Origin of the sequence: Streptomyces sp. NPDC005722 (assembly GCF_040630935.1) — a bacterium.
Lineage (GTDB): Bacteria > Actinomycetota > Actinomycetes > Streptomycetales > Streptomycetaceae > Actinacidiphila.
In genome coordinates this window covers 235,826-260,086 of the sequence record NZ_JBEXYN010000003.1, presented here as the reverse complement: position 1 = coordinate 260,086, position 24,261 = coordinate 235,826, and the positions used below count along the sequence as shown (strand labels likewise).

Sequence of the window (24,261 nt, the reverse complement as noted above, 5' to 3'; positions counted from 1 at the left end):
ACTCGAAGATGTCAGTCCGGGGCTCAGGACAACAGGAAGTCGGCCTTCCCGTCCTTGGCGCCCTGGATGAACATCCTGATCTCGTGGTCCGTGTAGATGAGTGCCGGCCCTTCGGGGTCGGTGGACTGCCGCAGTGCGACCCTGCCGTCGGCCAGCTTCATGGCCTCCACGCAACTTCCCCCGTTGCCGCCGCTCCACGGCTTGTGCCAGCCCTCGGTGCCGAGGTCGCGGGCGCGCATGCCGTTGTATATGCGGTCGTCCATGTGTGTCAGATCTCCTTGCGGATGCCATCGAGGATGGCTGCGGTGCCGTGTGCGGGCGCGGCTTGCGCGCACATCCGGTCCAGCGCCTCGAGGTAGGTCGAGACGTCGTCCACGTCGTCCAGGTAGGCGGCGCCCACCAGGCTCTCGGTGAAGACGACGTCCGGCAGCTCGCGGACCTGGAACCGGAAGATGTGGAACGGCCCGTACATCGCCGGGTGCGGCCCGGCGTCGAAGGGCATGATCTGCAGTCTGACCTGCGGCTGCTCGCACGCCTCGGCCAGCCGGTCCAGCTGGGCGCGCATGACCTCGGGGCCGCCGATCGGGCGGCGCAGCACGGTCTCGTCCATCACCACCCACAGCAGCGGGGCGTCCGGCCGGGCGATCAGCGCCTGCCGCTCCCGGCGGAGCGCGACCAGGCGCTCCAGCTCGTCGTCGGTGGCTCCGGGACGGCCGGCCCTCAGCACGGCGCGCGCGTACTCCTCGGTCTGCAGCAGCCCGGGGACGTAGTGCGGCTCGTAGGCGCGGATGATGGCCGCCTCGCCCTCCAGGCTGACGAAGGCGCTGAACCAGGACGGCAGCACGTCGCGGTAACGGTGCCACCAGCCGGGACGGTTGCCCTGCCGGGCGAGGTCGATGAAGGTCGCCGCCTCGGCGGGGTCGACGCCGTACAGCGCCAGCAGCTTCTCCACGTACGGGATGCGCAGGCCGACCTCGGCCTTCTCCATCCGGCGCACGGTGGCGTGGGTGACGTCCAGCTCCCGCGCGGCCCGCTCGTACGAGCAACCCGCCTTCTCCCGCAGGTCGTGGAGGCGCTTGCCGAGGATCACGCGGAGGACGGTCGGCGCCCCGCTCGCCCTCGTCTCAGCCATGCTGCAACTCCCGCATGGCAGAAGTGTGCCATGTCACGAATGGAACCCACACCCTGATACTGGCGATTGTGCAATTTGCAGAATGACCCTTGCCTTCTGTGTAAGCAGTGGCCATAGTTGCCTGTGTGCTCTATGCCATCAGCGCCCGGGACACCTTCCGGCTCCGACTGCCGGCGCAGCCCTCGTCGGTCGGCGTCGCGCGCCGCCAGGTGCGCTCCGCGCTGAGCCGGTGGGGCCTGGCGGGGCTGGGCGACGACGCCGGCCTCGTGGTGAGCGAGCTCTTCACCAACGCCGTGGTGCACAGCGGCAGCGACCACGTCGCATGCCTGCTCTGGACGGCGCGCGGCACCCTGCACATCGAGGTCGTCGACGAGGGACGCGAGCCGGCCGGCCCGCTGTCCCGCACGGCCGCCGACGGCGACGAGAGCGGCCGCGGGCTCGCCCTTGTCGCCCATTTGGCCGAAGGGTGGGGCGTGCGCCCGCCGGCGCACGGCACCGGTCGCGCCGTGTGGGCGACCCTCTCCTGCGCCCGTACCGAGGCGGCCAGGCGCAGCGGTTGAGCGCCGGGTGACGTACCGCCGGCGCACGCGGGACGGGTGGCCGTCGCCCCAGCGCGCCGGTATCGGGATGCCGCCACCCCGCCTGCGGGCATAGGCTTCTCCCGACGGAAAGGCCTTCGGGGGCGCACCAACACCCCCTGCCTCCGCCCCGGGAGGAACCGCCCACCGCGGTCCCCGCCCGGTTCCGCAACCGGCGCCACCGCGTCCGCTCAGCCATCAGCCCGACCGGGCGGTCGGCGTCCGGCAGCGGCCGGGCCGGCGTCCGGCTCACCCGACACGAAGGAGTGCGCGGTGACACCCGAGAAGTCCAAGCGGAACCAGCTCCCCAAGGAGCCCGACGATCAGCCCGCACAACAGCGGGAGGTGCGGAACCTGGACGTCTGGGCCAGGTCGGCACCGATCCGACTGGCCGGCTACGAGGACGACCTGAACGAGCCGCACATCCTGCGCAGCATCGACTGACCCTCAGGCACGGCCGGTTCACGGGCCGTACGGGCGACGAAGCCCGTACGGCCCCTGCCGTGCCGGCGGCAACTCCGCGGGCGGCCGGGCGAGGTGTCCCGCGCGGACGTGACCGGGCGGACGTGACCGGGCGGGGGCTCGGCCTCACGACCGGCGGCCCGGGGCGCCGCGCCGTCGCTCAGGGCGCCGCGTCCGCCGCGTCCACGGCGCGGCCACCGGGCGGGTCCATGGCGTAGAGGTCCAGCACAACGGGCGGCGCGGCGCGGCCCGGTCCCCCGGCGCGCACCCACGAGACGATGTCGCCGACGGCGCCCGGGTCGTTGACCAGACCCAGCCAGACCGGCCGCCCGCCGGCCGCGCGGCCCTCCGGCGAGGGCTGGACGACCACCACGTTCGCCTGTTCGCACACGTCGAGGCACTCGGTGACGCGCACCCGGCAGACCCCGGCGAGTTCCCGCCGCAGCCGGTCGAGTTGGGCGTCGTGGTCGACGCCGGGGACCTTCTCCGTACCGCAGCAGCAGTCGCGGCAGACGCTCACCGTGCACGCGCCCTGCCGCGGCACACCGCCGCTCACGTGAGGGTGATCCGCACGCCCACGGTGCCCTCGCGGCCGCGGCGCAGCCGGCTGCCGAGGAGGGTCAGCCGGCCGAACAGCCCGTACTTGCGGGCGACCAGCGAGCGGTAGCGCTCGGTCTCCTCGGGACCGAGCAGCTCGGCGCGCGCGGGCACCTGCTCCCCGGTGGGGTTGCCGCGCACGTCGCACGGGCCGACCAGCACGTCGGCGCGGTTGCGGATCCGCTTGACCTTGCCGGAGCCGGCGGCGGTCCACGCGCCGAGCGCGTCGCCGTCGCGGACCACCCAGACCGGGGTGGGCACGGTACGGCCGTCCCGCCGGTAGGTGGTGACCAGTAGGTACTTGCCCGCCGCGAGGCGGGCGGACGCGCTGTCCTCGATCATGGACCAAGGCTACGCGGGAACGGCCTCCACGGCCGGTGCGGGAAGCGACTTGCCGAGGCACACGCTGAGCGGACTGTCCTTGTAGTGGCCGAACTTGGTCACCGGCGTGTAGCCGCAGGAGGCGTACAGGGCGATCGCCTCCGGCTGCATCTGCCCCGTCTCCAGCACCATCCGGGTGCGGCCCGCCGCGGTGGCGCCGGCCTCCAGTGCGGCGAGCATCCGGCGCGCGAAGCCGCGGCCCCGGGCGTCCGGCACCACGTACATCCGCTTGACCTCGGCGTCGCCGTCCTCGAAGCCCTCCGGGGAGGCGTCCTGACCGCGCCAGCCGCCGGTGGCCACGGGGGCGTCGCCGAGGTAGCCGACCATGAACTGGCCCTGCGGGCCGTCGAAGTGGTCGGCGTCCATCGCGGTCTCGTCGGGGCCCCCGTACCGCTCCACGTACTCCTGCTGCACCTGCGCGGTCAGCTGCACGGCGTCGGGGTGGTCGTAGCGCGTCTTCCGGATCTCCACCCGCACATCGTACTGGTGTGCGGCCTACGCCCCGGTACGGGCACCCTCCGGCGGCCGGTATCGTCCCCGTCATGCTCACCGTGACCACCGTGAACGTGAACGGGCTGCGCGCCGCGGCCAAGAAGGGCTTCCTCCCCTGGCTGGAGGCGACCACGGCCGACGTGGTGTGCCTGCAGGAGGTCCGCGCCGAGGCCGCGCAGCTGCCCGAGGAGGTCCGCGCCCCGGAGGGCTGGCACGTGCTCCACGCGCCCGCGGCCGCCAAGGGGCGGGCCGGGGTGTCGCTCTACTCGCGGCGGGAACCGTCCGCGAGCCGGATCGGGTTCGGCTCCGAGGAGTTCGACGGCTCCGGCCGCTACGCCGAGATCGAACTGCCGGGCGTCACGGTCGCCAGCCTCTACCTCCCCTCCGGCGAGGTGGGCACGGAGCGGCAGGAGGAGAAGGAGCGCTTCATGGAGGCGTTCCTCGAGCACATGGTCAAGCTCCGGGAGAAGGCCGCCGCCGAGGGCCGCGAGGTGCTGATCTGCGGCGACTGGAACATCGCGCACACCGAGCGCGACCTGAGGAACTGGCGCGCCAACCAGAAGAACGCCGGCTTCCTGCCCACGGAGCGGGCCTGGCTCTCCCGGGTCTACGACGAGGCCGGGTACACCGACGTCGTACGCCACCTCACCCCGGAGGGCGAGGGCCCCTACACGTGGTGGTCCTACCGCGGTCGCGCCTTCGACAACGACAGCGGCTGGCGCATCGACCTGCACGTCGCCACCCGGGGCCTCGCGGCCCGGGCATCGCAGACCCGGGTCGAGCGCGCGGACACCCACCCCGAGCGCTGGTCCGACCACGCGCCGGTGACGGTCACCTACGATCTCGGTTAGCCGGCGGACGGTTCTTCCGGGGGGAGCACGGTGGGGCGGCAGTGGCCGCGGGACGTCGAACGCGGCTGCGCGGCCACTGCTGCGCCGCGCCCCGCCGGTCCGGCCGACGCCCTGGCCGACTCCTGCGCGGCGGCTTCGGGGTGACCACGCCCTGCACCCTGGTGTGGCGGGACTCTGCCGTCGCCCGGCGGGCCCTCGGGACGACGCCGAACGACCCGGGGGAGCCGGACAGCCGGTTCGGCGTGGTCCTGGAGGTGCTGGGTGAGGGCGGTGTGGAGGTCGTCCTCGCCTGAGGCCGCCGCGACACCCGGTGCCACCGTCCGGGACCGCCGGGGCCGCCGTCGCCGTATCGTCTAGTCAGCTGCCGTTTTCCCGAGGAGTAACCATGGCGCCGCCCGTCGTCCGCTCTCTGCGCGAGCAGATTCGCGAGTTCATCGTGGACGGCATCGTCAGCGGCCGCTGGAAGCCCGGGGAGCGGATCGTCGAGCGGGGCATCGCCACCGAGCTCGAGGTCAGCCAGACGCCGGTCCGGGAGGCACTGCGCGAGCTGGAGGTCATGCGGCTCATCGAGTCGGCCCCCAACAAGGGCGTGCGGGTGCGCCGGCTGACCGCCGCGGACCTGGAGGAGATCTACCCGGTGCGGGCCGGCCTGGAGCAGATCGCCGCGGAGCTGGCCGCGCCGCGCCTGCGGCAGGACCTGTCCGCGCTGGAGGCCGAGGTCGCCCTGCTGCAGGAGGCGGACGCGGCGGGCGACGCCGGGGCGCAGGTGCGGCACACCGTGGCGTTCCACCGCGAGCTGGTGCGCGCCTCGGGCAACAGCGTGCTGCTGCACACCTGGGAGTCGCTGGGCATCGAGGTGTGGACGGCGCTGTCCATCCGCTGGCTGGGCACCCGGCAGCGGCTGTACGCGGAGGAGCACCAGGCGGTGGTGGAGGCCTTCCGCAGGGAAGATCCGCGGGTCGGCGAGCTGGTCAAGGAGCACGTGCTCGGCTGTGCCCCACAGGGCGGCTGACGCCGCCCCGGAGGCACCGGAGTTCCCCTTACGTGTGACCCTCGTCACAGGGTATTTGATCGATCATCGATCAGACTTACCCTGTGAGAGACGGGGACACCCTGCCCGCACGGAACCATCTGGAAGGCGTTCACCATGACCGACGCCACGCTGAGCGCACTCGGCCACCTGCCGGACCCCGACCCCGAGGAGACCGGTGAATGGGCCGCCTCCCTCGACGCGGTCAGCCGTGCCGCCGGTCCGGAGCGCGCGGCCTACCTGATGCGCCGCACCTTCGACCACGCGCAGGCGTCCGGACTGTCGGTGCCCTCGCTGCTGGAGACCGAGCACATCAACACCATCCCGACCGCCGCGGAGCCAGAACTCCCCGGTGACCCGGAGATGGAGCGGCTCATCGCCGGATGGAACCGCTGGAACGCCGCCGCCATGGTGACCCGCGGCAGCCGCCTGGGCCTGGGCGGCCACATCGCCACCTTCGCCTCCGCGGCCTGGCTGTACGAGACGGGCTTCAACCACTTCTTCCGCGGCAAGGAGGGCGACGGCTCCGGCGACCAGCTGTACGTCCAGGGCCACGCCTCCCCCGGCATCTACGCCCGCGCCTTCCTCGACGGCCGGCTCACCGAACGGCAGCTGGACAACTTCCGCCAGGAGGCCGGCGGCGACGGCCTGCCCTCCTACCCGCACCCGCGGCGACTGCCCTGGCTGTGGGAGTTCCCGACCGTGTCGATGGGCCTCGGCCCGCTCGCCGCGATCCAGCAGGCGCGCTTCAACCGCTACCTGACCCACCGCGGCATCAAGGACGTCTCCGGCTCGCACGTATGGGCCTTCCTCGGCGACGGCGAGATGGACGAGCCCGAGTCGACCGCCGCCCTCGGCCTCGCCGGCCGCGAGGGGCTGGACAACCTCACCTTCGTGATCAACTGCAACCTGCAGCGTCTCGACGGCCCGGTACGCGCCAACTTCAAGATCGTCCAGGAACTGGAGGCGAAGTTCCGCGCCGCCGGATGGAACGTCGTCAAGTCGCTGTGGGGCAGCGCCTGGGACGAGCTGTTCGCCCTCGACACCACCGGCGCGCTCGTGCGGCGGCTGCGCGAGGTCCCCGACGGGCAGTTCCAGACGTACGCGACCCGCGACGCCGCCTACATCCGGGAGCACTTCTTCGGCGCCGACCCGGCGCTGGCCGAGATGGCGAAGCTGCTGACCGACGCCAGGATCACCGAGTGCTTCCACACCTCCCGCGGCGGCCACGAGCCGCGCAAGGTGTACGCCGCCTACCGCGCGGCCACCACGCACAAGGGCGCGCCGACCGTCGTCCTCGCGCAGACCGTCAAGGGCTGGACGCTGGGCCGCGGCTTCGAGTCGCGCAACGCCAACCACCAGATGAAGAAGCTCACGGTCCCCGAGTTCCGCACCATGCGGGACCTGCTGGAGCTGCCCATCCCGGACAGCGCGCTCTCCGGCGACCTGGTGCCGTACGCCCACCCCGGCCCGGACTCCCCCGAGGTCCGCTACCTGCAGGAGCGCCGCGCGGAGCTCGGCGGCCCCGCGCCGGCCCGCCGGGTGCACGCCGTGGCGCTCCCCGAGCCGTCCGCGAAGCCCTTCGACGCGCTGGCCAAGGGCTCCGGCGGCCAGGAGATCGCGACCACGATGGCCCTGGTCCGGCTGCTGAAGGACCTCATGCGGGAGAAGGAGAGCGGCCGCCGCTGGGTGCCGATCGTCCCCGACGAGGCGCGCACCTTCGGCATGGAGTCGCTCTTCCCGAGCGCCGGCATCTACTCGCCGCTCGGCCAGACCTACGACCCGGTCGACCGCGACATGCTCCTGTACTACAAGGAGGCGGAGAACGGGCAGATCCTCAACGAGGGCATCACCGAGGCCGGTTCGATGGCCTCCTTCACCGCCGCGTCGACCTCGTACGCCACGCACGGCGAGCCGATGATCCCGTTCTACATCTTCTACTCGATGTTCGGCTGGCAGCGGACCGCCGACCAGATGTGGGCCCTGGCCGACCAGCTCGGCCGCGGCTTCCTGGTCGGGGCGACCGCGGGCCGTACGACGATGACGGGCGAGGGCCTGCAGCACGCCGACGGCCACTCGCACCTGATCGCGTCCACCAACCCGGCGGCGCTCTCGTACGACCCGGCGTTCGGCTACGAGATCGGCGTCATCGTCCGCGAGGGCCTGCGGCGCATGTACGGCCCCGACGCGGAGGACGTCTTCTACTACCTGACGGTCTACAACGAGCCCAAGATCCAGCCGGCCATGCCGGCGGAGCCGGGCGTCGAGGAAGGCATCGTCAAGGGCCTGTACCGCTTCCGCGCCGCCGACGCCGCGGGGCTGTCCGCCGACGCGCCGCGGCTGCAGCTGATGGCCTCCGGCACGGCGATCCACTGGGCCCTGGAGGCGCAGCAGTTGCTGGCCGCGGAGTGGGGCGTGGCGGCGGACGTGTGGTCGGCGACCTCGTGGAGCGAGCTGCGGCGCGGCGGCCTGGAGTACGACGCGGCCCGGCTGCGCGGGGAGGACGCACCGCTCCCCCACGTCACGCGCGTGCTGGAGGGCGCCCCGGGCCCGGTCCTGGCGGTCAGCGACTGGATGCGCGCGGTGCCGGACCAGATCAGCCAGTGGGTGCCGCAGGACTGGCACTCGATCGGGACCGACGGCTTCGGCCTGTCGGACACCCGTGAGGCGGCCCGCCGCCACTTCGGCGTGGACCCCCGGTCGGTGGTCGTCGCCGCGCTGGCCGCGCTGGCCGGCCGCGGAGAGGTGAAGCGGGAGACCGTCCAGGAGGCCCGGGAACGCTACGGCCTCTGAGCCGCTCCGAACTCCCACCCCGCCCCGGGTGGGGCCACGAGGGCCGGGCGCGCCGCCACAGGCGCGCCCGGCCCTGCGCCGTTCCCGCCCGCGTGGTCGACGTGTACTTCGCCGCTCACTCCGTCTTCAGTTGGTCGAGGTAGACGCGGAGCGCGTCGCGGCGGGCGGCCATGCAGTCGACGCATCGGCACATGCGTTCCCACTCGCTTTCGACGGCGGTCACCGTTGCCGGGTCGACATGCTCGGGATAGATGCCGTCGTTGTCGGTCAGTGCGTCCAGTAGTTGACGCGCAAGCGTTGCCGGCAGGCCCGAGGCCAGCAGTGCCTGGATCTGCCGCGCCCGAGGCAGCTGCTCTTGTGCGTACACCCGGTACCCGTTGGCGTCACGCCCAGTTGGCAGGAGAAGCCCGGTGTCCTCGTAGTGACGCAGCATCCGAGCTGTCGTACCAGCGTGTGAAGCGAATTCCCCGATCAACATGACGCCATTGTCTCTGGGGCGGATCGTGGGCACGGAGTTGACCTTGCCACTAGTGACAACCCTGCATGCTGCAGCGTATGAGCCACCAACTGCACGGAGTCGAGTACGGCGACGGAACGCCGCTGATCTTCATCCACGGTTACACCGTGGACCATCACCTACTGCTGCCGTTCGAGTCCGCGTTCACCGACCATCCTCGGTGGCGCCGGATCTATCTGGACCTTCCCGGGCACGGGCGTACGCCGGCCGGCTCCATCGCTGCGACGGCCGATGCCGTCGCGGCCGCCGTCGCCGACACGGTCGATCGGCTGCTCGGGGACGTCCCGTTCGCGGTCTGTGGGAACTCCTTCGGTGGACAGATCGCACGAGACCTGGTCGCGCGGTTCGGCGACCGGGTCCTGGGGCTGGCCTTGATCGCCCCGGTCGTGACGCCACGAGAACACCGCCGGCGAGGCGTCCACCGTACGTTCCATGACGTCGAGTCGGACCTTGACCTCACCGCGCAGGACCCGGAGGTGGTCGCCGAGTTCACCGAGACCGCGATTGAACACACCGCGACAGCCTGGGCCGACTTCAATCGATACGTCGCACCCGGCCTGGCCACCTACGACCGGGCTTTCGCGCAGCGACTCCGCCAGTCGTTCGACCTCACAGTTGCCCCTGAACAAAGGTTCCGAACGTTCGAGCGCCCGGCACTGGTGATCACCGGCCGCCAAGACGACGCCGTCGGGTACCACGACCAGTTCGACCTACTGACGACCTACCCTCGGATGACCTACGTCGCCCTCGACCGTGCCGGTCACAACGCGCACCTCGACCAACCAGCCATCACACGCGCGCTCTTCGCCGACTGGCTCAGGAGGATGTCGTGAGGGTCTCTCGACGTGCGCGGCACGACCCTTGGCGCCGAGTTCGCCGGCCCTGACCTCACCGGGTTCTGCTGCCTCGACGAGCTCGGCCTCGAAGTCGTCGGGCAACAACTCGAACCTGGTCGCGCCATCCTGGCGCGCCGGGTCGTCGACGCCGATCAGTGGTGCCGCCGCTGCGGCTGCGAAGGCGTTCCGCGCGACACTGTCACTCGGCAGCTGGCCCACGAGCCGCTGGGCCGGCGACCCACGACCCTGAGGTGACCGTCCGCCGCTACCGGTGCACCGGCCGCGGACACGTGTGGCGCCACGACACCACCAAGGCGGCGGCACAGTGCGCGCGCGTCACCGCGGCCGATGGGAACAGCTCTCCAGTTCCGCTTCGCGCCTCCCGTGCTACGACGGGCCCCAGGGACACGCCCCGGGGACGCCCCTCCCCAGATACATAAGGCAGTGATATAAGTGTCTTATGCATCTTCCCGGTGACGACCTGGACCACGGCCACGCCGTCGACGTGGCGCGGGCACTCGAGCGGCTCTACCGCATGCTGCGCAGGCTCAGCCAGCCGAGCGAGCTGTCCCTGACCACCGTGGCCACGCTGTCCACGCTGGAGCAGTCCGGACCGCTCCGGCTGACCGAACTGGCCGCTCTGGAGGGCGTCACGCAGCCGGCGATGACCCAGGTGGTGTCACGGCTGGCCGACGCGGGCCTGGCCGGTCGCGCGGCGGACCCGGCGGACGGGCGCGTGGTGCTCGTCCACATCACCGACGCGGGCCGGGAGGCCATCGCCCGGCGCCGCGCCGTGCGTGCCGAGCGGCTCGGGGAGTTGCTGCAACAGCTGAGCCCGGACGAGCGGTCGGCCCTCGTGGCCGCACTGCCGGCCGTCGAGGCACTGACCCGGCTGGGGCAACCCCCGGCCCCGTCGCGCCCCGCCCAGCGGAGCAATTGATCAGGCATCGGTTCTACGTCGGAGCAGCCACATGACCGCGCACGCGCAATCGTCCCGTTCCGTGAATCCTTTCAAACAGCCGAAGGCCGTGTTCGCGGTCGCCTTCGCCTGTGTGGTCTCGTTCATGGGGATCGGGCTGGTCGACCCGATCCTGCCCGCGATATCGGATCAACTGGACGCCACTCCCAGCCAGGTGACGCTGCTGTTCACCAGCTACCTCGTGGTGACCGCGGTCGCCATGCTCATCACCAACTGGGTCTCCAGCCGGATCGGGGCCAAGCGGACGCTGATCGCGGGCCTCGCCCTGATCGTGGTGTTCGCGGCCCTGGCCGGCACCTCGGGGAGCATCGGCGGCATCGTCGGCTTCCGCGCGGGCTGGGGCATCGGCAACGCCCTGTTCATCGCCACCTCGCTGGCGGTGATCGTGGCCAGCGCCAGCGGCGGCTTCGTGGGCGCGATCATCCTCTACGAGACCGCGCTGGGCGTCGGCATCGCCGTGGGCCCGCTGCTCGGCGGAGTGCTGGGCAACGTGAGCTGGCGCGGCCCGTTCTACGGCGTCGCCGTGCTGATGGCCATCGCCCTGGTCGCCACCGTCGTCCTCGTGGAGCCGATCCCGCTGCCGGCCCGCAAGACCGGGCTGAGCGAGCCGCTGCGCGCGCTGCGCCACCGCGGCCTGCTGACGATGTCGCTCACCGCCCTCTGCTACAACTGGGCGTTCTTCACCGTGCTCGGCTACGCGCCCTTCCCGATGGGGCTCGGCGCGATCCAGCTCGGCCTGGTCTTCACCGGCTGGGGCGCCCTCGTCGCGGTCTTCGCCGTCTTCGGTGCCCCGCGCCTGCAGGCCCGGCTGGGCATCGCGCGGACGCTCTACGCCAACCTCGCGCTGTTCGCCCTCACGGTGCTGGCCATCGCGATCTGGACCAACGAGCGGACCGTGCTGATCGTCTGCGTGATCGTCGCCGGCGTCTTCATCGGTGTGAACAACACGGTCACCACCCAGGCGGTCATGACCGTCGCGCCGGTCGACCGTGCCGTCGCCTCCGCCGCCTACGGCTTCGTCCGCTTCATCGGCGGCGGTCTGGCGCCGTTCGCCGCGGGCAAGCTGGTCGAGGCGTTCGGCATCCACGTGCCGTTCTACATCGGCGCCGGGGCGCTCGTGCTGGGCATCGTCATCCTCTCCACGGCGCACGGGCTGCTCAACGAGGCCGAGAAGGTCCAGGCCGAGCAGGTCGACGCCACGGCGGAGCCTGCGCCCGGGGCCGGTGCCGTCCCGTCGCTGGTGCCGGTCGAGCACGACGCCGTGGTGTCCGGCGACACGGGCCGCGGTGCCATCGTCGCCGCCGTGGACGGCTCCGCGAACGCCGAGCGGGTCACCGAGGCGGCCGGCCGCCTCGCGACGATCAACGGCCGTACGGTGCACGTCGTCCACGCCGAGGAGTCCGCCGTCGCGGGTGACGCGGCCGCCGTCGCGGAGGACCTGGAGGCCGCCCGGACCGCCGTCCGCAAGCACCTGGACCGGCTCGCCGCCCTCGGCATCCCGGCCGTCGGCCACGTGCTGCGGAACGCCACCGGCCACGGGGAGGTGGGCCGTCTCGTCGCCGAACACGCGGAGCGCACCGGGGCCCGCGCCATCGTCGTCGGGGCGCCCACCCACGGCGGGCTGTCGGCGCTGCTGGACGCGAGTGCCGGACAGGCCCTGATGCGGCACGCGACCTGCGACGTCGTACTGATCAACCCGCGCTCGGCGGAACTGGGGGCCGCGGCCTGAGACACGGTGGGAGAGCACGGTGACCGCGCCGTCGAAATAACGACGAACCCGACGTATGGTGGCCAGACGGTGCCATGTGCCGGGGGACGCGGTCACCGTGACACCCCATGATCGTGACGGCGGCGCCGGAGGCGGCCATGGCCGATCCCAAGGGCTTTCTCACCACCCCCCGCCGCACCCAGGCGCGCCGCACCGTCTGCGAACGTGTGGAGGACTGGCACGAGGTCTACGCCGGCCAGAGCCTGCTGCCGATCGTCTCCGCACAGGCCGGCCGGTGCATGGACTGCGGCATCCCGTTCTGCCACGAGGCCTGCCCGCTGGGGAACATGATCCCCGACTGGAACGACCTGGTGTACCGCGAGGACTGGGCCGCCGCCGCGGAACGGCTGCACGCCACCAACAACTTCCCCGAGTTCACCGGCCGGCTGTGCCCGGCGCCCTGCGAGAGCGCCTGCGTCCTGACGATCAACGCCGACCCCGTCACGATCAAGGACGTCGAGGTCGCCATCGCCGACCGCGCGTGGGAGGAAGGCCTCGCCCGCCCCCGTCCCCCCGAGCGGCGCTCCGGCCTCAGCATCGCGGTGGTCGGCTCGGGGCCCGCCGGACTCGCCGCCGCCCAGCAGCTCACCCGGGTCGGCCACACGGTGACCGTCTACGAGCGGGCGGACCGGCTCGGCGGGCTCCTGCGCTACGGCATACCGGAGTTCAAGATGGAGAAGCACCATCTGGACCGGCGCCTGTCGCAGATGCGCGCCGAGGGCACGCTCTTCCGCACCGAGGTCGAGGTGGGGGCGGACCTCGACGCCGAGCGGGTCGTCGCCGAGCACGACGCGGTGCTGCTGGCGGTGGGCGCCACGGCCTGGCGCGAGCTGCCGGTGCCCGGACGGGAACTGGCGGGCATCCACCAGGCGATGGAGTACCTGTCGCTGGCGAACCGGGTCCAGGAGGGGGACCTGGCCGAGTCGCCGGTCAGCGCCGAGGGCAAGGACGTCGTCATCGTCGGCGGCGGCGACACCGGCGCCGACTGCCTGGGCACGGTGCTGCGGCAGCACGCGGCCTCCGTCGTGCAGCTCGACATCAACCCGCTGCCGGGCGAGTGCCGCCCCGAACACCAGCCGTGGCCGGTGTACCCGCACGTCTACCGGGTCTCCCCCGCCCACGAGGAGGCCCGCGAACTGGCCCGGCGGGGCGTCTGGGACCCGGCGGAGCACGGCGGCGTGCCGCTGCCCGGCCCGGAGGGCGACATCCGGGTGTTCTCCGCCTCGACCTTCCGCTTCGAGGGCGACGCCGAGGGGCACGTACGGTCACTGCACCTGGTCGGGGTCGAGCCGCGGCACCGCCACCCGCAGCGGGGCACCGAACGCGTCATCCCGGCCCAGTTGGTGCTGCTGGCCCTGGGGTTCTCGGGGGTCGAACGCGACTGCGGGCTGGTGAACCGGCTCGGCCTGGAACTCGACCGGCGCGGCCACCTCGTCCGCGACGCCTGCTTCGCCACCGGGGTGGAGAAGGTCTTCGTCGCGGGCGACGCGGGCCGCGGTCAGTCGCTGATCGTCTGGGCGATCGCCGAGGGCCGCTCGGCCGCGGCGGCGGTCGACCGATGGCTCACCGGCAGCACGTGCCTGCCCGCCCCCATCACACCGACGACCCGGCCCTTGGTCGCCTGACGACGGCCACGGGAGCCTCGGCCCGCTACTCGGCCCGGACGCGCCGCCCGCGGCGGTCAGCGGTTCGCCAGCGGCGCGGGCTTGCCGACACCGAACACGCCGGCTACCCGGCGGTCGCCCGACGGCGGCGACATGGACGCGGCACGACGCCAGGGCCGGTGACCCGGCCAGGGCACACCGTCCGCGTCACCCACCTCGCCACCGGGACGGCAGAGGTCCGCGTCGCGGACGACGCGTCCGGTCGATCGCAGGGGGCCGCCCGGCGCAGGCACCGGTCGCCGATCACTCCCACGCCGGGCAGCGTGGCCGCGGACGCGAACCCCGCACGGAGTCAGGGCAGGTGACCGTCCCCGTTCTCCGCCGGGGTGCGCCGCCCGTCCGCCGCCGGCAGGTGACCGGCGGCGGCGGAACGCGGACGCGGCTCCATGCCGGATACGGCGATCCGGCCGGAGCCCCATCGACGCGGGCGGCCGGTCAGCCGGCCGCCGGCGGCGTGACGGCGGCGGAACGCGGACGGGGCTCGAAGCCCGCCGCGCGGTAGCAGTCGTCGATCATGCGCATCGTCTCGACGGCGTCGTCGGCGTCCGTCGGAAGCGGCGCGCCGTCGCGCAGGGTCGCCGCGAACGCCTCGAGCTGGTAGGCGTACGACGGGCGGCTGCCGAGCTCCTCGGTCCGCTCGCCGTCCGGAGTGCGGACGACGACCCGGTCGTCGTTGTGCGGCAGCACGAAGCAGGGCGCGGTGGCCTCGCCCCGGCTGCCCACGATGCGCCAGGTCATCTCGAGGGCCTCGGAGTCCATGTGGCAGCGGGCCGAGGCAGTGGCGCCGCCCGGGTACTCCAGGTCCGCGTCCAGCCACTCGTCCACGCCGGGCGCCACGGCGCGCTCGCCGCCGCGCGCCGCCACCAGGCGCGGGGCGCCGCCGGCCAACGGGGCCAGGGCGCGGACCGCGTGGAGGGAGTAGCAGCCGAGGTCCATCATGGCGCCGCCGGCCAGCGGCAGCGACCAGCGCGGGTCCTCGGCCGCGGGGGCGGGGATGTTGACCACGGTCTCCACGTGCCGCAGCTCGCCGAGCTCCCCGGACTCCAGCAGCTCGATCATGCGGCGGGCGACCGGGTGGTAGAGGTAGTGGAACGCCTCCATGACGACCACGCCCGCCTTGGCGGCCGCGTCGCGCACCTCGACGGCCTCCTCGAGGTTGCTCGCGGAGGGCTTCTCGCTGAGCACGTGCTTGCCCGCGGCGATGGCGGCCAGGTTCCAAGGACCGTGGAGGCCGTTGGCGAGCGGGTTGTAGACGGCCTCGACCTCGGGGTCGGCGATGACGTCGGCGTACGTGTCCAGCACGCGCTCCACGCCGTGCTCGGCCGCGAAGTCCGCAGCCCGGGAGCGGTCGCGGGCGGCCACGGCGACGAGGCGGTGGCCGGTGGTGCGGGCCGGGCCGGCGATGGCGGCCCCGGCGATACGGGCGGCGCCGAGCACGCCGATGCGCAACGGTTCGGTGGTCATGCGGTGCGTACCTCTTCCATGCGTACGGGACGGTGGTCCCCGAGGGACAACCTGCAGGCCTCGGCCCGATCCATCCGGCCTCGACCCCGTCGGCGACGGTACACGGCGCGGGCGAACGGCCCGTGACGGCCCCGGGCAAGGGCCTGGGCAGGGGTAGGGGCAGGGGTAGGGTCCGGGGCGCCGTCGCGGGCGGAGGACCGGCTCCCGCTCGACGGCGTCCCGTATCCGGGATATCGTCCCGGATGTGAGAGACATCGATCCCGCATCGGTCGACGCGCGCCTGGCCGCACGCCTCGCCGAGCTGCGCGACGAACGCGGCTGGTCCCTGGACGAGCTCGCCACGCGCACCGGAATCAGCCGCTCGACGCTCTCCCGCCTCGAACGCGCCGAGATCAGCCCCACGGCCGCCCTGCTCGGGCGCCTGTGCACCGCGTACGAACGCACCATGTCGCGGCTGCTGGCCGAGGTCGAGAGCGGCAGCGCGCCCGCCCAGCTCGTACGCGCCGCGGACCAGCGTGTCTGGACCGACGCCCCCTCCGGCTTCGAGCGGCGCTCCGTCTCCCCACCGCAGCCGGGGCTGCGCGCCGAGATCGTCGAGGGCGTGCTGGACCCCGGCGCGGACATCGCGTACGAGGGCCCGCCCGTCGCCGGGCTCGAGCACCACGTGTGGCTGCGCGAGGGCACGCTCGAGGTCACCGTCCAGGACCGGGCACACCGCCTGGCCCCCGGCGACTGCCTCCGCTACCACCTCTGGGGCGCCTCCCGCTTCCGCTGCCCCGGCCCGGATCGCGCGCGGTACGCCGTGGTGGTCGTACTGCCGTGAAGGACGCCCCCGCCCCCGTGCCCACCATCGACCCGCTGTCCGCCGCGGCCTTCCCGGACGCCGTCGACGGCCTCGCCGCCCTCCTGGTGGACGCCGTCGAGGGCGGCGCCTCCCTCGGCTTCCTGGCCCCCTTCACCCACGCCGAGGCGGCCGCCTGGTGGCGCACCCGCGCCCGCGCCGTCGCGTCCGGCAACCTTGTCGTCTGGGCCGCCCGCGACGCCGCCGGCGTCACCGGCACCGTCAGCCTCGCCCGCGAGGCGAAGCCCAACGGCGGCCACCGCGCCGAGGTGCTCAAGCTCATGGTCCACCGCCGCGCCCGCGGCCTCGGCCTCGGCCGCGCCCTCCTCACCACCGCCGAACACGCCGCGGCGGCCGCGGGCGCGGCGCTTCTGCTGCTCGACACCGAGACGGACAGCCCCGCGGAACGCCTCTACCGCGCCGCCGGCTGGACCCCCTACGGCACCGTTCCCGGCCACGCAGCCGACCCCGCGGGCGTGCTCAGGCCGACGACCTTCTTCTTCAAGGCGCCGGCGTCCGCGTGACCCGTCGTGACGACCCCCTAGGCTGAGCACCCGTCCGCACCGCTTGGGGGAGAAATGACCAGCAGGTTCACCGAGTTGACCGTCGACTGCCGCGATCCGGAGCGCCTCGCGGCCTTCTGGTGCGCGGTACTGGACTTCGAGGTCATCGACCGGGGCGGGGACAAGGTCGAGATCGGCTCCTGGGTGCCGACCGCCGAGGAGGTCCGGGCCCGCCAGATGCCGCCCACCCTGGTGTTCATCCGGGTCCCCGAGGACAAGGCCGTGAAGAACCGGCTCCACCTGGACGTCAGCCCGGTCGACGGCAGTACCGACGACGAGGTGGCCAGGCTCCTCGCCCTCGGCGCCACGAAGGTGGACGTGGGCCAGGGCCCCGGCCGGAGCTGGGTGGTCATGGCCGACCCCGAGGGCAACGAGTTCGACGTCCTGCGGAGCCTGGCACCGTCCGCTTGAGGACCGGCGCCGGATCCTGGGCCCTGTCCGCGCCGGGGGTCAGTCGGGCAGGGCGAACAGCCGGTACTCGGCGACCGTCGTGAAACCGAAGCGGCGGTAGAGGGGCTCGCCGGCCGGGCTGGCGAGGAGGGCGGCGAGGCCGGTGCCGCGCTCGTGGGCGACGCGGAGGGCGGCCGTGGTCAGTGCGGCGCCGATGCCGCGACGGCGGTGGGACTCGGCGACGTGCACGAGGAAGATGCCGGCCACGCCGTGCGCCGTGATCACCACCGTGGTCCCGACGACGTCACCGTCCAGCACGGCGGCGAGGCGCACGATGTCCGCGTTGTCGGCGCGTTCGGCCTCGGACCGTACGAGCCCGGACTCGAGTTCGCCGGCGATGCCCATGGAGGTGCGGTACGTGCCGACCAGCCCGGCCAGCCGGTCGGGGCTCGCGACCGCCTCGACGCGCAGGCCGGCCGGTGGGTCCTGGGGGGCCGGTGCGTGGTCGACGGGCCGCACCATCAGGGGCAGGGCGCCGAGCGGGACCGCGCCGTGCCGGGCCAGGGCGGCGGAAGTGCCCTCGGGGCTGTCGGGGCCGGCCCACCACCACCAGGGGACGCCCGCGAGTTCGGTGCGCGCGGTGGCCACCGCCCCGTCGAGCGCCTCCAGGGACCGTATCCGGACCACGCCGTTGAACTGCGGCGTGGCGAGACCGCTGCGGTAGCGGTCGAGGCCGCCGTCTTCGCGCCGGGTCCCGCCCCAGCCCATCAGATACTGGCGGAAGTTGGCGGTGACCGCCGCCAGTGCCTCCGTGCTCGCCGTACCGGTCGTGCTCGCCGTGCTCAACGCGTCTCCTTCGCCTGCCGCCGTCCCGCGCGCGAGCACGCTGTCACACGTGTCAGGCGCCGGGGCTTCCGCACCCGCGTGCGAAAGCCCTTCCTCGCAGGCGGGGACCCCCCATTATGCTGACCGGCATGAGTGAGGGACTGCTGGAACGGCGTGAGGGCCCGGCGGGCGACGGGGCGGCCTCCGAGGCGATGGTCGTGGTCGAGGACCTGGTGCGCACCTTCGGCGCCGGGGACACCGCGGTGCACGCCCTGGGCGGGGTGTCGTTCTCCGTGGCCCGCGGGGAACTGGTGGCGCTCAAGGGCCGCTCGGGCTCGGGCAAGACCACCCTGCTCAACATCATCGGCGGCCTGGACCGCGCCGACGCCGGCCGCGTCACCGTCGACGGAACCGCCCTGGACGGCCTGGGCGAACGCGAACTGCTCGCCCTGCGCCGCGACCGCATGGGCTTCGTCTTCCAGTCCTTCGGCCTGCTGCCCATCCTCACCGCCGCCGAGAACGTCGGCGTCCCCCTGCGCCTGCGCAACACCCCCCGCCGCGAACGCGAGGAACGCGTCGCCCTCCTGCTCTCCCTGGTCGGCCTCGAAGGCCACGCCGGCCAGCGCCCCGGCGAGATGTCCGGCGGCCAGCAGCAACGCGTCGCCATCGCCCGCGCCCTGGCCAACCGCCCCGCCCTGATCATCGCCGACGAACCCACCGGCCAGCTCGACGCCGACACCGGCCGCGCCGTCATGGAACTCCTGCGCGCCGTCGTCCACAGCGAAGGCGTCACCGCCCTCGTCGCCACCCACGACCCCCAGCTCCTCGCCCTCGCCGACCGCGTCCTCGAACTCCGCGACGGCCACATCCTCACCACCGACTGACCCGCCACCGCCCTCGAAAAGTGCGGACATCCCGTCCCTCCGCGCGTAAATTGGGATGTGAAAGGTGCCGGTCCGTGTGAACACGGAGCGCGCGGAGTCGAGGGGGATCGCATGGCGTCGGTGACCCGGAAGGCGCGGAGCGTCGAACACACCGCGGAGAGCCTCCAGGACGACCTGATCCGCCTCGAGGCACAGCGGCAGGCCCTGGAACGGGAGCTCGCCGCGGTCGTCGCACACCTGGGTTCGGTGCAGCGGGCGCTCGGCGCGCTCCAGGCGGTCATCCACCCCTCGGGGCACGCGCCCGCCCCCGCCGCCGCCCCCGTTCCCGCGGACCCCGCGGCCCTCACCGTTGGCGCGGACCGGACGTACGGGAGGCTCACCGAGCAGATCGTGGAGTTCTTCGAGCGGGCCGGCGACGCCGAGGTACGCGCCCGTGACGTCGCCGCCGCCCTCGGCCGTGACGGCGACAGCGGCAGCATCAACGCCGTCCGCAGCACACTGGACCGCCTCGTGGGCGCCTCGCGTGTCGACCGGGCGGGCCGCGGACTGTACCGGGCGCGCCGGCCCTGACGGGCGCCCGGGCGGGGGCGGGACGGTGACCGGTGTGATGCGGGCCTCCCGGCGGTCCGGGGTTCCACATTCTTCGAACGTTCGGGTTATCGTGACCGTATGGCGGACCAGCATTCCCACGAGGCGGGCGAGATGAGCCTGCCCCGCGTCCTCGCCGCGCTGAGCGATCCGACGCGGATCGGCATCGTGCGCGTGCTCGCCGACGGCAGGGAACGCGGGTGGGGCCAGTTGCGGGCACCGGTCGCCAAGTCCACGTTGAGCCACCACCTGAAGATCCTGCGCGAGGCCGGCATCACCCGGACCCGCCAGGAGGGGACGCGCTGCTACGTCACGCTGCGTCGCGCCGAGCTGGACGAACGGTTCCCCGACCTGACCCGGGCGCTGCTCGCGGCGGCCGACGCCGAGGACGTCGGCGAGGTCTCCGTGGACGAGTCGTAGGACCGGGCACCGTCGTTGTCGGTGCACAGCGTGGTCACCGCGTGTGTTCGCCGTACTAATCTGTGTGCGCGGACGTCGGCCCCCAAGGGGCGGGAATGAGAGGACACATGGTCTCAGCAGCGCGCACGACCGAGGATCTCCAGGTCACGGCCGGAGCCCTGCAGGGAGAACTGCAGCGCCTGGAATTGCAGAAGCAGGCACTCGAACGGGAGTTGGCGGCGGTCGTCGCCCATCTGGGATCGGTGCGCAGGGCTCTCGGCGCCCTCAGCCACCTGTCGGTCAACGGTGCCTCCGTCCCGGCCCCCGGCGGCCGTGACGCGGAACGGCCGTCTCCCCCCGTCGAGGACGAGGCCGCCGAGGAGACCGGGGACCCGGACGAGGAGAGCGCCGGGGACGGCCCCGCGGAGGGGACCGCCGCTTCCCTGCCGGGCGGCTACGGCAGGCTCACCGAGCAGATCCTCGAGTACCTGGCCACCACGGGCGGGTCGGAGGTGCGGGCCCGTGACGTCGCGGCCGCCCTCGGCCGGGACGAGAGCTCCGGGAGCATCAACGCGGTGCGCAGCACGCTCGACCGGCTGGTGGGCGCCTCCAGGGTCCAGCGGGCCGGACGCGGGCTGTACCGGGCCGCGGTGTGACGGCCGGGGGCCGCGAGGCCCCCGGCCGCGGGTCGTTGTCACGTTCCGGGCGGCCGGACTGTCGAGACTGTGCTCGACCGGCGCTCCGCGCCGGGTGGGCGGCCGGAGTACGGGGTTCCCCTGCTCCCGTCTCCGGCCGCTCCGTTCTCGACCGGCCGATCCGCCTGGAAGGGCAACGATGCTCCCGAACACCGATGACGCCCCCGACGTGCGGGCGATCGTCACGTCACTGACCGCCGAGGCCGCTTCACTGGACGCGTACGTCCGCCGGCTGCGCGAGGAGATATCCGCGGTGGACGCCCGGCTGGACGCCGTCCACGACGCCCTCCGCGGTCTGCCCGGCCTCCCTCCCACGGAGACACCGTGACACAGCATGTGGAGGGTGTGGACGCATCCGCCGTGCCCGCCGTCCTCCCCCGCGCCGCGGACGGCGCCGGGCCTCTCGCCCCGGGTACGCACACGATCACCGTCGACCACCGGGGCACCGCCGTCGCGCAGCGGTACCACGTCGCCGGGTCCGGCGGCCCGGTGTGCGTCGCCCACTCGGGCGGGCCCGGCATCGGCTGGGAGTACCTGCGCATGCCGCTCCTGGAGAGCGTGTTCACGATGGTGTACGTCGAACCGGTCGGCACCGGCGGGTCCGGGCGCCTGCCCGATCCTCGCGACTACACCTTGGCGACGTACACGCACTTCCTGAACGGTGTGGTCGAGCACCTGGCGCAGCCCGCGGTGACGCTGCTCGGCCATTCGCACGGTGGTTTCGTCGCCCAGCAGTACGCGCTGGACCATCCGGAGCGCCTCGGATCACTGGTGCTGTACGACACGTCCCCGGTGACCGGCGAGGAGTTCTGGGCGTCCGCCGTGGCCAACATGGAGCGCTTCGCGCGCCGTCACGCCGCGGAGCACCCCGAAGTGTCCGGCTACGCCGAGACGCTGACCACCCCGCTCGGCCGGCTCGACGACGAGGGCGCCACCGCGTGCCTCCGCAGGATCATGCCGGCCTACGTCGCCGACTACTGGGGGCGCGAGGCGGAGTTCGGCCCGGCGCGCGGGTCCCTGCGCATGTTCGCCGAACCGTCGCTCGGCGAGGGCCCGCCCTTCGACGTCCGCGAGCGGCTGTCGGGGATCGCCACGCCCACGCTGGTGCTGGTCGGTGCCGACGACTTCATCTGCGGACCTCGCTGGGCACGGATGATCCACGAGGGGATCCCCGGTGCACGGCTCACCGTCCTCGAGGAGACGGGCCACCTCGCCCACGTCGAACGCCCCGAGCGCTTCACCGACGTGGTGACGGCCTTCGTACGGGAACACACCGTCCCGCCGCAGCCACGGCACTGACCCGGCGTCGGGGCGGCGCGCGGAGGGCGCGGGTGCGCCCTCCGCGGCCGGTTCATCCGCGGGGCAGGTGGTAGGGCTCGCGCGGTCCCCGGGGGGCGGGTACGACCAGTCCGTCCACGTAACCGCGGACGAGGCGCGGGCACCTCTCCTCGGTGGCCCGCCAGGTGGTTCCCGGGAGGGGGCGGGCGAGTTGCGACACGACGGCGAGGACGTCCTCGGCGGTCACGTCGTCCCGCACCCGGCCCGCCCGCTGCGCGCGGGTCAGCAGACGCCTGGTCGCGGCGACCACCCGGGCCCGGGGTCCGGCTGCCGCCGCCGGATCGTCGCCGGGGGTCTCGGGCAGGCAGTACAGCGCAGCCGGACGCGCGGGCGCCAGGGACTCCAGGAAGCCGCGCAGCGCGACCAGGGGGTCGCTCGTGGCCAGCCGGGCCTCGGCGGCGGCGGCCACGCCCGCGATCCCCTCGGCGACGTCGGCCACCAGTTCCTCGCGGCTCCCGTAGTGGCGGTAGAGCGTCGCGTTGCTGACCCCGGCCAGGCGGGCTATCCGGTCGAGCGAGACGGTCGCGCCCTGGTCGGCGAGCAGGTCGCCGGCGGCCGTACGGATCCGGCGCCGGTTGCGCACCGCGTCGGCCCGCAGCGGGCCGCAGCGCGTCCCGCAGTCCTGCCGCGTTCCGCCGTCCTGCGCGGGAAGGGTCACGCGCCGGTCCGCGGTGGGCGCGGGGCTCGCAGGTGGGCGCGCCGGGCCAGTTCCTCGTCCTCGACCAGGGTGAGCATCGGCTGCCCTGGCGCGCACAGCATGGTCACGACGAACCGGGTCCGCGCGTCCGGCAGGGCGTTGCCGTCCTGGTAGTGGATCACGTCGCCGCCCGGCTCCCAGAACGTCTCGCCGGCCTTGACGATCCGCTCGGGCTCGCCTTCGAGTTCGAAGCGTACGGCGCCCTCGATCACGTAGCCGAAGGCCGGCCCCGAGTGGCGGTGCGGCGGGGTCCCGGGGTCGCCGGGGGGCCACTCGACGGTGATGGTCATCCCCGAGGCGTCCTCGGGGATGAAGGGCGGCTTGGCCTCCAGCAGCATCGTCACCGCCGTCTTCCAGACCTCCGACCGCGGCTGCTCGTTGCTGCCGCCCTGTGTCTCCTTGTCCGACACTGTGCTGCACCTCCATGGTTTTGCCCGGAATGCGACGAAATGAGGGTATGCCGCCGATGCGCCGGGCCGATGGACCGACATCGGCGGGCGGCGGCCGTCGCCGTCCCTTCCGGGCGGACGTGACTGCTCACACCTACGACCGGACAGCACGCGCTTCTGTGACGTCCGCCTCATCCCCGGCCCCTCCCCCCGTCCTCCCGCCCTCGCGGCACCGCGGTGCTGTCACAACCGCGGCGCCGCCGTGGTCACAGCAGGTGGAGCGGCCGGCTGCGCCGCCACGAGGACACCACCGGGGCCGCCGGCCCCGCGGACGAGAGGGACCCGGATGAGAGTCGTTGTCGCGGGGGCCGGCGGGACGGTCGGCTCCAGGACCGTCGCGAGGCTGCGCGACCACGGTGTGGAGGTCGTCGCCCTGCCCCAGGGGGACCCCTCGGGCGGGACCGCGCACGGGGACCTCGCCGAGGCGCTGCGCGGGGCCGACATCGTCGTCGACGCGACCGACGCGCCCTCACCCGCCGAGCCGGTCAGCCTGCAGTTCTTCCGCACGGCCACGAGCGGCCTGCTGGCCGCCGCAGAGACGGCGGGGGTCGAGCACCACGTCGTCCTGTCCTTCGTGGGGGCCGAGCGGCTGCCGTCGGGCTACTTCCGCGCGAAGCTCCTGCTGGAGGACCGGGTGCGGCGCTCTCCGGTCCCCCATTCGATCGTCCGGGCCGCGCTGTCCTTCGAGTGCGTCGAGGCGATGGCCCTGGCGGACACGCACCAGGACGGCGAGGTGCGCGTGGCGCCCGCCCTGGTGCGCCCCGTGGCCGCGGACGACGTCGCGGCCGCGGTCGCGCACGTGGCGGTGGGCGTGCCGTTGTTCGGCACCCTGGAGGTCGCCGGGCCCGAGGAGTTCGGGCTCGACGAGCTCACCGCCGAGCTGCTGGCCGCCACCGGCGGCGGCAGGCGCGTCGTCGGCGACGAGCACGCGTGGTTCTTCGGCGCCGAGTTGCAGCGCCGCGCGCTGCTCCCGGGAGCGGACGCCCACCTGGGCCGCACCACGTTCCGCGACTGGCTCGCCCGGCGGTGACGCCCGCGAGCCGTCCGG

30 protein-coding genes and 1 pseudogene are annotated in these 24,261 nt (G+C 73.5%); 21 read left to right on the top strand and 10 right to left on the bottom strand.

Translation table 11 applies throughout. From position 1 onward, the window contains the following. Positions 1-23: 23 nt before the first annotated feature. Both ABZ479_RS05305 and ABZ479_RS05300 read right to left on the bottom strand, forming a co-directional pair. On the bottom strand, positions 24-263 hold the full coding sequence (locus ABZ479_RS05305) for a DUF397 domain-containing protein (protein WP_499609870.1): 240 nt from the start codon (positions 261-263) through the stop codon (positions 24-26). Between the two features lie 5 nt (positions 264-268). Continuing rightward, entirely contained in the window at positions 269-1,132 is an 864-nt protein-coding gene (locus ABZ479_RS05300) for a Sco1979 family transcriptional regulator (RefSeq protein ID WP_500460025.1), read from the bottom strand. A 125-nt stretch (positions 1,133-1,257) separates the two neighbouring features. Here ABZ479_RS05300 and ABZ479_RS05295 point away from each other — a divergent pair, with 125 nt between their 5' ends. Together ABZ479_RS05295 and ABZ479_RS05290 are read left to right on the top strand one after the other, a co-directional pair. Continuing rightward, a complete protein-coding gene (locus ABZ479_RS05295) occupies positions 1,258-1,692 on the top strand; it encodes an ATP-binding protein (RefSeq protein ID WP_500460024.1) in 435 nt (144 codons plus the stop codon). Positions 1,693-1,983: 291 nt separating this feature from the next. After that, positions 1,984-2,154 (top strand): hypothetical protein, encoded by a 171-nt coding sequence (locus ABZ479_RS05290; RefSeq protein WP_018560806.1) that lies wholly within the window; start codon positions 1,984-1,986, stop codon positions 2,152-2,154. Positions 2,155-2,332: 178 nt separating this feature from the next. Here the strand turns inward: ABZ479_RS05290 and ABZ479_RS05285 are convergent, their stop codons facing one another. From ABZ479_RS05285 to ABZ479_RS05275, 3 genes are read right to left on the bottom strand one after another with little or no spacing between them, the layout of a single operon-like run. Beyond that, positions 2,333-2,728 carry a (2Fe-2S) ferredoxin domain-containing protein gene (locus ABZ479_RS05285; protein WP_500460023.1) on the bottom strand — a complete coding sequence of 132 codons (396 nt, stop codon included), beginning with the start codon at positions 2,726-2,728 and terminating at the stop codon, positions 2,333-2,335. Beyond that, positions 2,725-3,111 (bottom strand): PPOX class F420-dependent oxidoreductase, encoded by a 387-nt coding sequence (locus ABZ479_RS05280; RefSeq protein WP_500460022.1) that lies wholly within the window; start codon positions 3,109-3,111, stop codon positions 2,725-2,727. Before ABZ479_RS05280 ends, ABZ479_RS05285 begins: the two co-directional genes overlap by 4 nt. 9 nt (positions 3,112-3,120) lie before the next feature. Continuing rightward, positions 3,121-3,621: a GNAT family N-acetyltransferase gene (locus ABZ479_RS05275; RefSeq protein WP_499609886.1), complete on the bottom strand. Its 501-nt coding sequence runs from the start codon at positions 3,619-3,621 to the stop codon at positions 3,121-3,123. 71 nt (positions 3,622-3,692) lie between these two features. Here ABZ479_RS05275 and ABZ479_RS05270 point away from each other — a divergent pair, with 71 nt between their 5' ends. The 4 genes from ABZ479_RS05270 to aceE all read left to right on the top strand — a co-directional run bounded on the left by ABZ479_RS05270 (position 3,693) and on the right by aceE (position 8,316). Beyond that, a complete protein-coding gene (locus ABZ479_RS05270; RefSeq protein ID WP_500460020.1) occupies positions 3,693-4,493 on the top strand; it encodes an exodeoxyribonuclease III in 801 nt (266 codons plus the stop codon). Positions 4,494-4,633: 140 nt separating this feature from the next. After that, positions 4,634-4,786, top strand: a complete 153-nt coding sequence (locus ABZ479_RS05265) for a hypothetical protein (RefSeq protein ID WP_500460019.1) — start codon at positions 4,634-4,636, stop codon at positions 4,784-4,786. 92 nt (positions 4,787-4,878) lie between these two features. Next, a complete protein-coding gene (locus tag ABZ479_RS05260) occupies positions 4,879-5,505 on the top strand; it encodes a GntR family transcriptional regulator (RefSeq protein ID WP_499609895.1) in 627 nt (208 codons plus the stop codon). A gap of 135 nt (positions 5,506-5,640) precedes the next feature. Then, positions 5,641-8,316, top strand: coding sequence for a pyruvate dehydrogenase (acetyl-transferring), homodimeric type (aceE, locus tag ABZ479_RS05255; protein ID WP_500460017.1), 2,676 nt, complete (start codon positions 5,641-5,643; stop codon positions 8,314-8,316). A gap of 115 nt (positions 8,317-8,431) precedes the next feature. Here aceE and ABZ479_RS05250 read toward each other — a convergent pair whose 3' ends face one another. Further along, positions 8,432-8,794, bottom strand: a complete 363-nt coding sequence (locus tag ABZ479_RS05250) for a MerR family transcriptional regulator (RefSeq protein ID WP_500460016.1) — start codon at positions 8,792-8,794, stop codon at positions 8,432-8,434. Positions 8,795-8,871: 77 nt separating this feature from the next. Between ABZ479_RS05250 and ABZ479_RS05245 the strand changes: the two genes are divergently transcribed. The 5 genes and pseudogenes from ABZ479_RS05245 to ABZ479_RS05225 all read left to right on the top strand — a co-directional run bounded on the left by ABZ479_RS05245 (position 8,872) and on the right by ABZ479_RS05225 (position 14,041). Continuing rightward, the gene (locus ABZ479_RS05245) at positions 8,872-9,666 is read left to right on the top strand and encodes an alpha/beta fold hydrolase (RefSeq protein WP_500460015.1); all 795 of its coding nucleotides are present in this window, start codon (positions 8,872-8,874) and stop codon (positions 9,664-9,666) included. Positions 9,667-9,678: 12 nt separating this feature from the next. Next, positions 9,679-10,010: pseudogene (locus ABZ479_RS05240) on the top strand (ISL3 family transposase); the annotation flags it as partial. A 119-nt stretch (positions 10,011-10,129) separates the two neighbouring features. Further along, positions 10,130-10,609, top strand: a complete 480-nt coding sequence (locus ABZ479_RS05235; protein WP_500460014.1) for a MarR family winged helix-turn-helix transcriptional regulator — start codon at positions 10,130-10,132, stop codon at positions 10,607-10,609. A gap of 31 nt (positions 10,610-10,640) precedes the next feature. Then, positions 10,641-12,377, top strand: coding sequence for an MFS transporter (locus ABZ479_RS05230; protein ID WP_500460012.1), 1,737 nt, complete (start codon positions 10,641-10,643; stop codon positions 12,375-12,377). Between the two features lie 137 nt (positions 12,378-12,514). Beyond that, positions 12,515-14,041, top strand: coding sequence for a glutamate synthase subunit beta (locus ABZ479_RS05225; RefSeq protein ID WP_500460219.1), 1,527 nt, complete (start codon positions 12,515-12,517; stop codon positions 14,039-14,041). Between the two features lie 474 nt (positions 14,042-14,515). Here the strand turns inward: ABZ479_RS05225 and ABZ479_RS05220 are convergent, their stop codons facing one another. Further along, positions 14,516-15,544 carry a Gfo/Idh/MocA family protein gene (locus ABZ479_RS05220; RefSeq protein ID WP_500460011.1) on the bottom strand — a complete coding sequence of 343 codons (1,029 nt, stop codon included), beginning with the start codon at positions 15,542-15,544 and terminating at the stop codon, positions 14,516-14,518. Between the two features lie 244 nt (positions 15,545-15,788). Between ABZ479_RS05220 and ABZ479_RS05215 the strand changes: the two genes are divergently transcribed. Genes ABZ479_RS05215 through ABZ479_RS05205 form a run of 3 tightly spaced genes read left to right on the top strand, consistent with a single transcriptional unit; the run spans position 15,789 to position 17,359 of the window. Continuing rightward, positions 15,789-16,367 (top strand): helix-turn-helix domain-containing protein, encoded by a 579-nt coding sequence (locus ABZ479_RS05215; protein WP_500460009.1) that lies wholly within the window; start codon positions 15,789-15,791, stop codon positions 16,365-16,367. Positions 16,368-16,384: 17 nt separating this feature from the next. Continuing rightward, complete coding sequence (locus tag ABZ479_RS05210) at positions 16,385-16,909, top strand: GNAT family N-acetyltransferase (protein WP_500460218.1); 525 nt, start codon at positions 16,385-16,387, stop codon at positions 16,907-16,909. Between the two features lie 54 nt (positions 16,910-16,963). Next, positions 16,964-17,359 carry a VOC family protein gene (locus ABZ479_RS05205; protein WP_500460008.1) on the top strand — a complete coding sequence of 132 codons (396 nt, stop codon included), beginning with the start codon at positions 16,964-16,966 and terminating at the stop codon, positions 17,357-17,359. A gap of 39 nt (positions 17,360-17,398) precedes the next feature. Here the strand turns inward: ABZ479_RS05205 and ABZ479_RS05200 are convergent, their stop codons facing one another. Next, positions 17,399-18,184, bottom strand: a complete 786-nt coding sequence (locus tag ABZ479_RS05200; protein ID WP_500460007.1) for a GNAT family N-acetyltransferase — start codon at positions 18,182-18,184, stop codon at positions 17,399-17,401. A gap of 191 nt (positions 18,185-18,375) precedes the next feature. On the opposite strand from ABZ479_RS05200, the gene ABZ479_RS05195 reads away from it, so the two are divergent. The 6 genes from ABZ479_RS05195 to ABZ479_RS05170 all read left to right on the top strand — a co-directional run bounded on the left by ABZ479_RS05195 (position 18,376) and on the right by ABZ479_RS05170 (position 22,028). Continuing rightward, positions 18,376-19,047, top strand: a complete 672-nt coding sequence (locus ABZ479_RS05195; RefSeq protein WP_500460216.1) for an ABC transporter ATP-binding protein — start codon at positions 18,376-18,378, stop codon at positions 19,045-19,047. 111 nt (positions 19,048-19,158) lie between these two features. Next, complete coding sequence (locus ABZ479_RS05190) at positions 19,159-19,617, top strand: hypothetical protein (protein WP_500460006.1); 459 nt, start codon at positions 19,159-19,161, stop codon at positions 19,615-19,617. 99 nt (positions 19,618-19,716) lie between these two features. Next, positions 19,717-20,055 carry an ArsR/SmtB family transcription factor gene (locus tag ABZ479_RS05185; protein WP_500460004.1) on the top strand — a complete coding sequence of 113 codons (339 nt, stop codon included), beginning with the start codon at positions 19,717-19,719 and terminating at the stop codon, positions 20,053-20,055. A 107-nt stretch (positions 20,056-20,162) separates the two neighbouring features. Beyond that, a complete protein-coding gene (locus ABZ479_RS05180; protein ID WP_500460003.1) occupies positions 20,163-20,690 on the top strand; it encodes a hypothetical protein in 528 nt (175 codons plus the stop codon). A 178-nt stretch (positions 20,691-20,868) separates the two neighbouring features. Then, a complete protein-coding gene (locus ABZ479_RS05175) occupies positions 20,869-21,057 on the top strand; it encodes a hypothetical protein (protein ID WP_499611833.1) in 189 nt (62 codons plus the stop codon). After that, entirely contained in the window at positions 21,054-22,028 is a 975-nt protein-coding gene (locus tag ABZ479_RS05170; protein WP_500460002.1) for an alpha/beta fold hydrolase, read from the top strand. Before ABZ479_RS05175 ends, ABZ479_RS05170 begins: the two co-directional genes overlap by 4 nt. Before the next feature lie 52 nt (positions 22,029-22,080). Here the strand turns inward: ABZ479_RS05170 and ABZ479_RS05165 are convergent, their stop codons facing one another. Beyond that, positions 22,081-22,725 carry a TetR/AcrR family transcriptional regulator gene (locus ABZ479_RS05165; RefSeq protein ID WP_500460000.1) on the bottom strand — a complete coding sequence of 215 codons (645 nt, stop codon included), beginning with the start codon at positions 22,723-22,725 and terminating at the stop codon, positions 22,081-22,083. Continuing rightward, positions 22,722-23,102 carry a cupin domain-containing protein gene (locus ABZ479_RS05160; RefSeq protein ID WP_500460215.1) on the bottom strand — a complete coding sequence of 127 codons (381 nt, stop codon included), beginning with the start codon at positions 23,100-23,102 and terminating at the stop codon, positions 22,722-22,724. Before ABZ479_RS05160 ends, ABZ479_RS05165 begins: the two co-directional genes overlap by 4 nt. Positions 23,103-23,499: 397 nt before the next feature. On the opposite strand from ABZ479_RS05160, the gene ABZ479_RS05155 reads away from it, so the two are divergent. Further along, positions 23,500-24,243 (top strand): SDR family oxidoreductase, encoded by a 744-nt coding sequence (locus ABZ479_RS05155; RefSeq protein ID WP_500459999.1) that lies wholly within the window; start codon positions 23,500-23,502, stop codon positions 24,241-24,243. Positions 24,244-24,261: the final 18 nt, after the last annotated feature.